This window comes from Sphingomicrobium clamense (assembly GCF_019264355.1).
In the GTDB taxonomy this organism is placed as follows: domain Bacteria; phylum Pseudomonadota; class Alphaproteobacteria; order Sphingomonadales; family Sphingomonadaceae; genus Sphingomicrobium; species Sphingomicrobium clamense.
Genome location: NZ_JAHVAH010000001.1, coordinates 1,230,091 through 1,240,343, shown reverse-complemented (window position 1 = coordinate 1,240,343; position 10,253 = coordinate 1,230,091). Strand labels below are relative to the sequence as shown.

Sequence of the window (10,253 nt, the reverse complement as noted above, 5' to 3'; positions counted from 1 at the left end):
CGCCGCCCTAGCGCGTTTCGCTCGGGCTGGCGAGCATGACGTCGCCCGCCCGCACGGTCTGGATGTTGCCGTCGGGCGTCTCGAGCCTCAGCGTGCCATCTTCCTCCAGCCCCGCAAACGAGCCGCTGACGGCCTCGCCGTCGCCGCCGTGGACGGTCAGCGGCGTGCCGACCGGGTGGGCACGTTGCATCCACGCCATCGCCAGCGACGCCGGATCGGCCCCGCGCCAGGCACCCAGCAAGCGCGCGAACGATCCCGCGAGAATCGGCGCGAACGCCTGGGGCGCGATCTCGACCTGCGGTGCCAGGGCGGCAGTGTCGCGCCCTTCGATCTCGGGCGCTGCAGCAAGATTGACACCGAAGCCCACGACCACCCGGTCACCCGACCGTTCGGTGAGAATGCCCGCGAGCTTGGCGCCGCCGAGCATGAGGTCGTTGGGCCATTTGAGCTGCAAGTCGGCGTCGGGCGCGAGCGTCTCGACCGCGTCGTAGAGCGCGAGGCCGGCGACCAGCGAGAGGCTTGCGGGATTGGGGTCGCGGTCGAACAAGGTGACCAGCGTCGAGCCGAAGAAGTTGCCGTCGAGCGTTTCCCACGCCCTGCCCTGGCGACCGCGTCCCGCATTCTGTCGGCGTGCTACCAGCCAGTCGCCCTCGACCGCTTCGGCCATGCCGATGAGGTCGGTGTTGGTGGACCCGGTGACTTCGACGAGGCGGATCTTGGAGATAGCGTCGGTTTCCTAGAACAGGGCCGCGGCGGCGGTGTCGGCGGCGGCGCCGAGGGGGCCGATGAGGAGGTAGCCGAGCGGGCTGACGATCAGCGCGAAGAGGGCGATGAAGGCGTTGCCGAGCATGTGGTTTGCGGTCTGGGCGTTTCCTACAGGATCGTCGAAATACATCAGCTTGATGATCTTGAGATAGTAGAAGGCGCCGACGACCGTCCCGAGGATGCCGACCACGGCGAGCCAGATCAGGCCGGCGTCGACGGCGGCGTTGAAGACCAGCAGCTTGGGCCAGAAGCCGAACAGCGGCGGGATGCCCGCGAGCGAGAACATGAAGACGGCCAATGCAGCGGCGAGCCCCGGACGGGTGCGCGACAGGCCCTTCAATTCGTCGAGCAGTTCAAGCGGTTCGCCATCCTCGCGCTTGAGCGCCAGGACGCACAGGAAGGCGCCGAGCGTCATGACGACGTAGACGGCCATGTAGAACAGCACCGCGCTCGCGCCCTGCGGACCGCCGGCGGCGAGACCGATCAAGGCGAAGCCGATATTGTTGATCGACGAATAGGCCAGCAGGCGCTTGATGTTGACCTGTCCCCAGGCAGCAACCGCGCCGAGGATGATCGAAGCCAACGCCGCGAAGATGACGATTTGGCGCCACGCGTCGATGGCGGGGCCGAGCGCTTCCATCGCAATGCGCAACGTCATCAGCATGGCCGCAACCTTGGGTGCGGAGGCGAAGAATGTGGTGACCGGGGTCGGCGAGCCTTCGTAGACGTCGGGCGTCCACATGTGGAAAGGCACCGCGCTGACCTTGAAGGCGAGACCTGCGAAGGTGAAGACGAGACCGAACAGGAGGCCGATCGACAGCTCTTCGCGCGCGAAGGCGGCGGCGATACCCGAATAGCTGGTCGTGCCGGTGAAGCCGTAAAGCAGGCTCATGCCGTAGAGCAGGATGCCCGAGGCAAGCGCGCCCAGCAGGAAGTACTTCAGACCCGCCTCGGCCGATTTCGCGTCGGTGCGGCGGTAGGAGGCTAGGATGTATGCGGCGAGGCTGTTGAGCTCGAGACCGACATAGAGGGTGATGAGGCTGGTCGCCGAGACCATCACCGACATGCCCACCGTCGCCAGCAGGATGAGCACCGGATATTCGGGTCCGTGCTCGTCATCGCCTCCGAACCACTTGTCCGCAGCGATGATCGCGACGGCAGAGGCGAGGAAGATGAAGAGCTTGCCGAAGACGGCAAAGCTGTCGGCGACGAGGATGCCGCCAAAGAGCGCGCCGCCGTCCGACGGAGCGCTGGTCAGGAGCAGCACGGCGCTAGCCGCAGCCAGCAGCGCGACGGTGCCCCAAGTGGTGATCTTGGTCGCACGGCGACCCATGGTCGATGCGGTGAGCATCAGGACCGGTTCGCCGAAGATGAGGATGAGTTCGGGCGCGATGGCCGGGAAATTATAGGTCATTGCGCCGCCTCCCCTGCGGCTTCGGACAGCATGGCGTCACCTGCGGGCGCGGCCGGCTCGAGCCGTTCGAGCAGCAGGCCGACATCGTCGCGCATCGGCGCGAGGAAGCTCTCAGGATAGATACCCATCCACATGACCGCCGCCGCGATCGGGGCGAGCAGCCAGAGTTCGCGTGCGTCGAGGTCGGGCATGGCCGCCGCGTCCGCATTGCGCTGCGTGCCGTAGCAGACGCGCCAGTAGAGATAGAGCATGTAGGCGGCGCCGAGGATGATGCCGGTGGTCGCGACAATTGCTGCCCAGCTCGACATTTCATAGGTGCCGACCAATGCGAGGAATTCGCCGACGAACCCGCTGGTCCCCGGAAGGCCGATCGAGGCCATGGTGAAGAGCAGGAAGAAGAAGGCGTACATCGGCATGTTGTCGGCGAGCCCGCCGTACCGCGCGATCTCACGCGTGTGCAGGCGGTCGTAGATGACGCCGACGCACAGGAAGAGCGCGCCCGAGACGAGGCCGTGGCTGAGCATGACGATCAGGCCGCCCTCGATCCCCTGCCGGTTGAAGGCGAACAGGCCGAAGGTGACGAACGCCATGTGCGCGACCGACGAATAGGCGATCAGCTTCTTCATGTCCTTCTGCACAAGGGCGACGAGCGAGGTGTAGACGACGGCGATGCCCGACAGGACGAAGACCAGCGGCACGAAGTCGGCGCTGGCGTCCGGGAACATCGGCAGCGAGAAACGGACGAAGCCGTAGCCGCCCATTTTCAACAGCACGCCGGCAAGGATGACCGAACCGGCGGTCGGTGCCTGGACGTGCGCGTCGGGAAGCCAGGTGTGGACCGGCCACATCGGCATCTTCACCGCGAAGCTGGCGAAGAAGGCGAGCCACAGCCACCACTGCACCCCGGCGGGGAAGTCGTAGGCCATCAGCTCGGGGATCGAGGTCGTGCCGGCGTCGATCACCATGTAGAGCATGGCGACGAGCATCAGCACCGAGCCCGCGAGCGTGTAGAGGAAGAATTTGTACGCGGCCTTGATCTTGTCCGCGCCGCCCCAGATGCCGATGATCAGGTACATCGGGATGAGGCCGCCTTCGAAGAAGATGTAGAAGAGCAGCAGGTCCTGCGCCGCGAACACGCCGATCATCAGCGCTTCCATCAGGAGGAAAGCCGACATGTATTCGGGGACGCGGTTGGTGATGGCACGCCAGCTGGCCCCGATGCAGATCGGCATCAGGAAGACCGACAGCATGATCAGCAGCATGGCGATGCCGTCGATGCCGAGCGCCCAGGCCGGAACCAGCGTTCCCTCGCCCAGCCCGACATATTCGACGAACTGCCAGCGGTCGCCGCCGACTTCGTAGCCCATCCACAGCATGATCCCGAGGCCGAAGCAGACCAGCGTCGTCACCAGCGCGGTCCAGCGCGCGGCGTTGGCGCTCATGAACAGCACCGCGATGCCCGCGATCAGCGGGACCAGGATGAGGGTCGAAAGAATGGGAAACTCCATTAGTGGCTCGCCCACCAGAAGGCCCAGCTTGCCGCAGCGATCAGGCCGAGCAGCATGACAAGGGCGTAGCTAGTCACATAGCCGGACTGCAGGCGGGTCGTGAGGCGGTTGCCCCAACCCACCACCGTGGCGGTGCCGTGCGGTCCGAAACGGTCGATCGTCTGTTCGTCGCCGCGCTTCCAGAAGAAGCGGCCGATGGCCATGGCGGGCTTCACGAAGATCGCATCGTAAAGCTCGTCGAAATACCACTTGTGCATCAGGAAGGTGTGCAGGCCCGAGAACATCGCGACGAAGCGGCGCGGCAGGTCCGGATTGCGGATATAATTGTTCCAGGCGATGGCGAGGCCGATCAGCATAACGGCGCCCGGCGTGAGCTTCACCCACATCGGCACGTGATGCGCGGCTTCGACCAGTTCGGCATTGTGGACGAGGCTGCCAGCCCAGAATTCGGCGCCTTCCTCGGTCCCGAAGAAGGGATAGTAGAAGGCGAAGCCGGCGAAGATCGCGCCGATGGTCAGCACGATTAGTGGCACGAGCATCGTCCAGGGCGCTTCGTGCGGCTTGTAGCCCGCCGTGCCCTCGACCGTTGCGACCGGATGGTCGTCTGCGCTGTCATGATCGGCGGCCATCTCGCTCTCGTCCTCGTGGACGTCGTGGACGGCGTGCTGGATATGCTCCGAGCCTGCCCAGCGTGCCTTGCCGAAGAAGGTCATGAAGATGAGGCGCCAGCTGTAGAAGCTGGTCAGCAGCGCGGCGACCACGCCAAGGAAGAAGGCGACGCCGCCCGCAGTGGTACCCGCAGCGAACGCGCTCTCGAGGATCGCGTCCTTCGAATAGAAGCCGGCAAAGCCGAAGACGCCCACGATGCCGACACCGGTAATGGCGAGCGTGCCCGCGATCATGGTCCAGAAGGTGATCGGGATCTTCTTCCTGAGGTTGCCGTAGAAACGCATGTCCTGTTCATGGTGCATGGCGTGGATGACCGCGCCCGCGCCGAGGAACAAGAGCGCCTTGAAGAAGGCGTGCGTGAACAGGTGGAACATGGCCGCGCCATAGGCGCCCACGCCCGCGGCGAAGAACATGTAGCCGAGCTGCGAACAGGTCGAATAGGCGATCACGCGCTTGATGTCGTTCTGCACCGTGCCGACGGTCGCCGCGAAGATCGCGGTGGCTGCGCCCACGTAAGTGACGACGGTCAGCGCACCCGGCGCGGCTTCGAACAGTGGCGACAGGCGGCAGACCATGAAGACGCCCGCGGTGACCATCGTCGCGGCGTGGATCAGCGCCGACACCGGGGTCGGACCTTCCATCGCGTCGGGGAGCCAAGTGTGGAGACCGAGCTGCGCCGACTTGCCCATCGCGCCGACGAACAGCAGCAGGCAGATCAGCGTGAGCGTATCGACGCGCGTGCCCGCAAAACCGATCGTGGTGCCGACCGCGTCGGGGGCCGCATCGAGGATGGCGGGGATCGAGACGGTGCCGAACACGAGGAAGGCGCCGAAAATGCCGAGCGAGAAGCCGAAATCGCCGACGCGGTTGACCACGAAGGCCTTGATCGCGGCGGCGTTGGCCGAGGGCTTGTGATACCAGAAGCCAATGAGGAGGTACGAGGCGAGGCCGACCCCTTCCCAACCGAAGAACATCTGCACCAGGCTGTCCGCCGTCACGAGCATGAGCATCGCGAAGGTGAAGAGCGAAAGATAGGCGAAGAAGCGGGGCTGCGAAGGATCTTCCTCCATATAGCCCCAGCTATAGAGGTGGACGAGGCTGGAGACGGTCGTGACGACCACCAGCATGACCGCAGTCAGCGTATCGACGCGAAGCGCCCAGTCGACGCTCATCGCGCCCGAATTGATGAAGTCGAGCACCGGAACCACGGTCGCAGCGTTCGCGCCAGTCAGGTAGCCGATGAAGATCGGCCAGCTCAATGCGCAGCTGATGAACAGCGCGCCGGTGGTGACGAGCTTGGACGGCAGCTTGCCGATGACGCGGCCGCCGAGGCCCGCGACCAGCGCAGCAAGCAGCGGCAGGAAGACGATAAGCTTGATCGAGAGATCCATTAGCCGCGCATCCGGTTGACGTCGTCGACCGCGATCGAGCCGCGGCGACGGAAGAAGATGACAAGGATCGCGAGCCCGATCGCGGCCTCGGCGGCGGCAACGGTCAGCACGAACATGGCGAACACCTGGCCGGTCAGGTCACCGAGGAAGGCGCTGAAGGCGACGAGGTTGATGTTCACCGAGAGAAGGATGAGCTCGATCGCCATCAGCATGAGGATGATGTTGCGACGATTGAGGAAGATACCGAGCACGCCGATCGTGAAGAGGATCGCGGCGACGGCGAGATAGTGTGCGAGACCGATCACAGCTCGACCCCCTTTCCGACTTCGGGCTGCTTGAGCACGACGGCCTCGTCCGGATCGCGGTCGACCTGGCGCGAGATCTTCTGGCCGCGATTGTCGCCGCGGTCGCGGTGGGTCAGCACGATTGCGCCGATCATGGCGACCAGCAGGATCAGGCCCGACAGCTCGAACGGCACGAGATAACGCGTGAACATGAGCTCGCCGAACGCGACGATGTTGGGCTGCGCGGTGTCGACCGGCTTGTCGCCGATGATCGGGCCGGCCTTGCTGGCAGTGACCGCGATGATGATCTCGGCCAGCAGCACGAGCGCGATGAGGATGCCGAACGGCAGGTTGGCGGTGAAGCCGCTACGCAATTTCGCAAAGTCGATGTCGAGCATCATGACGATGAACAGGAACAAGACCGCGACCGCGCCCACGTAGACGAGGATCAGCATGATCGCGATGAACTCCGCGCCCAGGAGGAAGACGAGGCCCGCCGCGTTGAAGAAGGCGGTGATCAGCCACAGCACGCTGTGGACCGGGTTGCGCGCGAACACGACGAGGATCGCCGACAGGATGGTCAGCGTGGCGAACAGGTAAAAGGCGATGGCTCCGATCACTGCTGGCCCCTATCGATACGCCGCGTCGGCAGCGAGGTTGGCAGCGATCGCGCTTTCCCAGCGGTCGCCATTTTCGAGCAACTTGGCCTTGTCGTAGAGCAGTTCCTCGCGCGTTTCGGTCGCGAATTCGAGGTTGGGCCCTTCGACCACGGCATCGACCGGGCAGGCTTCCTGGCACAAGCCGCAATAGATGCACTTGACCATGTCGATGTCGTAGCGTGTGGTGCGGCGGCTGCCGTCTTCGCGCGGTTCGGCTTCGATGGTGATGGCCTGCGCGGGGCAGATCGCCTCGCACAGCTTGCACGCGATGCAGCGCTCTTCGCCGTTCGGGTAGCGACGCAGCGCGTGCTCACCGCGGAAGCGGGGCGACTGCGGCGCTTTTTCGTACGGGTAATTGATGGTCGCCTTGGGCTTGAAGAAATACTTCAAAGTCAGGGCGTGCGCCTTCAGGAATTCCCAGAGGGTGAAGGCCTTGAGCGTGCGTGCGATCACAGCGCGCCTCCAGTGGTGCGGGTGAGCATCAGGTAAAGCGAGACGAGGAAGACGAACAGCAGCGAGAGCGGCAGGAAGATCTTCCAGCCCAGGCGCATCAGCTGGTCGTAGCGATAGCGCGGCACGGTCGCCTTCACCCAACCGAAGATGAAGAAGAAGAGCAGGATCTTGGCGAACAGCCAGATGATGCCGGGAACGGCGTAGAGCGGCGCCCAGTCGATCGGGGGCAGGAAGCCGCCCCAGAAGAGGATGGCATTGAGCGCGCACATCAGCAGGACATTGGCATATTCGCCGAGCCAGAAGAGCGCGAAGCTCATCGAGCTGTATTCGGTCTGGTGGCCCGCGACGAGCTCGCTTTCCGCCTCGACCAGGTCGAACGGGGTGCGGAAGGTCTCGGCCATCGAGCTGATCAGAAAGACCACCGCCATCGGGAAGATGAGCGGGTTGAAGCCGAAGCCGTTGAGGACGCCGAGGACGTGGCCGGTTTGTGCGAGCACGATCTCGGTCATGTTGAAGGTGCCGGCCCACAGGACGACCGAGATGATCACGAAGCCAAGTGACACTTCGTAGCTGACCATCTGCGCGGCGGCGCGAAGCGCGGAAAAGAAGGGATATTTCGAGTTGGACGCCCAACCCGCGATGATCACGCCATAGACGCCGATCGAGCCCACCGCGAGAATGTAGAGCAGCCCGATATTGATGTCCGCGAGCACGACGCCGACGTCGAACGGCACCACCGCCCACACGATCAGCGCGATGGTGAAGGTGATGATCGGGGCGATCAGGAACAGCGCCTTGTTGGCGCTGGCCGGGATGATCGTTTCTTTCAAGAAGACCTTGAGGCCGTCGGCAAAGCTCTGGAGCAGGCCGAAGGGGCCGACCACGTTGGGACCGCGACGCAGCGCGATGGCGGCCCAGATCTTGCGCTCGGCATAGATGATCATGGCGACCGCCAGCATCAGCGGCAGCGCGATAAGCAGGATGCCCGCAATGGTCGCAGTGAACCACGCCCACTCGTAGCTCATGCCCAGATCCATGAAGAAGTCGGTCATTCGGCCGCCTCCTCGAAGGCCTCGCCGTGGACCAGTTCGCTCGAGCAACGGTGCATGGTCGGGCTGTGACGGGTGATGGCGTTGGTGAGGTAGAAGTCGGCGATCGGATAGCCTAACTTGCCGCTTCCCTTCACCGCCAGTTCGGGCGAACCGAACGGCATGTCGATTACGGTGCCGTCATCGATGCCCAGTTCGGGATGGTCGGCGACCATCGCCGCACGCAGCTGGTCGAAACGATCGAATTTCAATGGCTTACCGAGCATATCTGAGACAGCACGGAAGATCGTCCAGTCTTCGCGGGCATCGCCAGGCGGGAAGGTCGCGCGTTCGCCGCGCTGCACCCGGCCCTCGATATTGACGTAGGTGCCGTGCTTTTCGCTGTAAGCAGCGCCCGGAAGGATCAGGTCGGCCTGCTTGGCGCCCTTGTCGCCGTGATGGCCGACATAGACCTTGAAGGCCGACGCGAAGGCGTCGTCCGCCATCTCGTCGGCGCCGAGCATCAGCACCAGCTTGGGCTTGGCGGCCGCGATCGCGCGGATGCCGCCGTCGCTGGAATAGCCGAGGATCAGGCCCGCCATGCGCGAGGCGGCGGTGTGGAGGACGTTGTAGCCGTTCCAGCCATCCTTGATGACGCCCAGCGCATGCGCGGCGGCCTGCGCGTCACCCTGCCCGCCCGCGGCCAGCAAACCCGGACCGGCGATGAACACGGGCTTCTCGGCATCCCTGAACGCGTCAGTGACAGCCGAGGGCAGCTTGCCGAGCTGCGACAGGTCGTCGCCCAGCCATTCGACCGGATAGGTCAGGTCGACCTGCGGCCCAACCGCGAACACCCTGGCGCCGCGGCGCACGGCCTTGCGGATGCGTGTGTTGACCAGCGGGGCTTCCCAACGGACGTTGGTGCCGGCGAGGAAAATCGCGTCGGCATTCTCGATGTCGGCGAGCGGCGTGTTGAAGCGCACCGCGGCAAGGTTCGAGACATCATAGTCGAGCCCGGTCTGGCGCCCTTCGAAATGCTTGCCCTTCTGGGCGCTAAGCAGCGCCTTGGCGGCATACATCGTCTCGGCATCGACGAGATCGCCGGCGATGCCTGCGACCTTCGACTTGGCTTCGTCGAGCTTCTTGGCGAAGAGCTTGAGCGCGTCTTCCCAGCTGGCTTCGGCCAGCTTGCCGTTCTTGCGGATCCACGGGCGGTCGAGGCGACCACGCACCAGCGCGTCGACATGGTGACGCGTCTTGTCGTGCGCCCATTCCTCGTTGACGTCGTCGTTGATGCGCGGAAGCACGCGCAGCACCTGGCGTCCGCGCACGTCGAGGCGGATGTTGGTGCCGACCGCGTCCATTACGTCGATGGCCGGGACCTTCTTGAGCTCCCAGGGCCGCGCCTCGAACGCCGTCGGCTTCGACAGCAGCGCACCGACCGGGCACAGGTCGACGAGGTTGCCCGACAATTCGCTCGACACGGCCTTTTCGAGATAGGTCGTGATCTGCGCGTCTTCGCCGCGATAATACATGCCGAGTTCGGGCGTGCCCGCCACTTCCTCGGCAAAGCGCACACAGCGGGTGCACTGGATGCAGCGGGTCATCGCCGTCTTGACGATCGGACCCATGTATTTGTCTTCGACCGCGCGCTTATTCTCGTCGAAACGCGAGAAACCGCGCCCGTAGGCCATCGCCTGGTCCTGAAGGTCGCATTCGCCGCCCTGGTCGCAGATCGGGCAATCGAGCGGATGGTTGATGAGGAGGAACTCCATCACCCCTTCGCGCGCCTTCTTGACCATCGGCGTGTCGGTACGGATTTCCTGATTGTCGGCAGCGGGTAGCGCGCAGCTTGCCTGCGGCTTGGGCGGCCCGGGCTTCACCTCGACCAGGCACATGCGGCAATTGCCCGCGATGCTGAGGCGCTCGTGATAGCAGAAACGCGGAATTTCCTTGCCTGCCAGCTCGCAGGCCTGGAGGACGGTCGCGCCGTCCGGAACCTCGATTTCAACGCCGTCGACGGTGACTGTGGGCATGTGCAATCCGGTTAGCCAAAACGAAGCGCGTGAGGACCCCCACGCA

General features: G+C 64.5%; 9 protein-coding genes. All 9 read right to left on the bottom strand.

Going from position 1 to position 10,253, the window contains the following annotated elements; genetic code table 11:
* Nucleotides 1-7: 7 nt before the first annotated feature.
* Genes KTQ36_RS06435 through nuoG form a run of 9 tightly spaced genes read right to left on the bottom strand, consistent with a single transcriptional unit; the run spans nucleotide 8 to nucleotide 10,207 of the window.
* A complete protein-coding gene (locus tag KTQ36_RS06435) occupies nucleotides 8-715 on the bottom strand; it encodes a biotin--[acetyl-CoA-carboxylase] ligase (protein ID WP_218633857.1) in 708 nt (235 codons plus the stop codon).
* A 21-nt stretch (nucleotides 716-736) separates the two neighbouring features.
* Entirely contained in the window at nucleotides 737-2,179 is a 1,443-nt protein-coding gene (gene nuoN, locus KTQ36_RS06430) for an NADH-quinone oxidoreductase subunit NuoN (protein WP_218632878.1), read from the bottom strand.
* On the bottom strand, nucleotides 2,176-3,687 hold the full coding sequence (locus KTQ36_RS06425) for an NADH-quinone oxidoreductase subunit M (protein WP_218632877.1): 1,512 nt from the start codon (nucleotides 3,685-3,687) through the stop codon (nucleotides 2,176-2,178). Before KTQ36_RS06425 ends, nuoN begins: the two co-directional genes overlap by 4 nt.
* Complete coding sequence (gene nuoL / locus KTQ36_RS06420; RefSeq protein ID WP_218632876.1) at nucleotides 3,687-5,747, bottom strand: NADH-quinone oxidoreductase subunit L; 2,061 nt, start codon at nucleotides 5,745-5,747, stop codon at nucleotides 3,687-3,689. The genes KTQ36_RS06425 and nuoL overlap by 1 nt, the downstream gene beginning before the upstream one ends.
* The gene (gene nuoK, locus KTQ36_RS06415) at nucleotides 5,747-6,052 is read right to left on the bottom strand and encodes an NADH-quinone oxidoreductase subunit NuoK (protein WP_218632875.1); all 306 of its coding nucleotides are present in this window, start codon (nucleotides 6,050-6,052) and stop codon (nucleotides 5,747-5,749) included. The genes nuoL and nuoK overlap by 1 nt, the downstream gene beginning before the upstream one ends.
* Nucleotides 6,049-6,651 (bottom strand): NADH-quinone oxidoreductase subunit J, encoded by a 603-nt coding sequence (locus tag KTQ36_RS06410; RefSeq protein WP_218632874.1) that lies wholly within the window; start codon nucleotides 6,649-6,651, stop codon nucleotides 6,049-6,051. Before KTQ36_RS06410 ends, nuoK begins: the two co-directional genes overlap by 4 nt.
* Before the next feature lie 9 nt (nucleotides 6,652-6,660).
* Nucleotides 6,661-7,143: an NADH-quinone oxidoreductase subunit NuoI gene (nuoI, locus tag KTQ36_RS06405; protein WP_345777679.1), complete on the bottom strand. Its 483-nt coding sequence runs from the start codon at nucleotides 7,141-7,143 to the stop codon at nucleotides 6,661-6,663.
* Nucleotides 7,140-8,195, bottom strand: a complete 1,056-nt coding sequence (gene nuoH / locus KTQ36_RS06400) for an NADH-quinone oxidoreductase subunit NuoH (protein WP_218632873.1) — start codon at nucleotides 8,193-8,195, stop codon at nucleotides 7,140-7,142. Before nuoH ends, nuoI begins: the two co-directional genes overlap by 4 nt.
* Nucleotides 8,192-10,207 (bottom strand): NADH-quinone oxidoreductase subunit NuoG, encoded by a 2,016-nt coding sequence (gene nuoG, locus KTQ36_RS06395; RefSeq protein ID WP_218632872.1) that lies wholly within the window; start codon nucleotides 10,205-10,207, stop codon nucleotides 8,192-8,194. Before nuoG ends, nuoH begins: the two co-directional genes overlap by 4 nt.
* Between the last annotated feature and the right edge of the window lie 46 nt (nucleotides 10,208-10,253).

Bases quoted from the DNA above. Each gene is read 5' to 3' on its own strand.
- nuoL (WP_218632876.1), bottom strand. From the start codon at position 5,747: ATGGATCTCTCGATCAAGCTTATCGTCTTCCTGCCGCTGCTTGCTGCG.
- nuoN (WP_218632878.1), bottom strand. From the start codon at position 2,179: ATGACCTATAATTTCCCGGCCATCGCGCCCGAACTCATCCTCATCTTC.
- KTQ36_RS06425 (WP_218632877.1), bottom strand. From the start codon at position 3,687: ATGGAGTTTCCCATTCTTTCGACCCTCATCCTGGTCCCGCTGATCGCG.
- nuoH (WP_218632873.1), bottom strand. From the start codon at position 8,195: ATGACCGACTTCTTCATGGATCTGGGCATGAGCTACGAGTGGGCGTGG.
- nuoG (WP_218632872.1), bottom strand. From the start codon at position 10,207: ATGCCCACAGTCACCGTCGACGGCGTTGAAATCGAGGTTCCGGACGGC.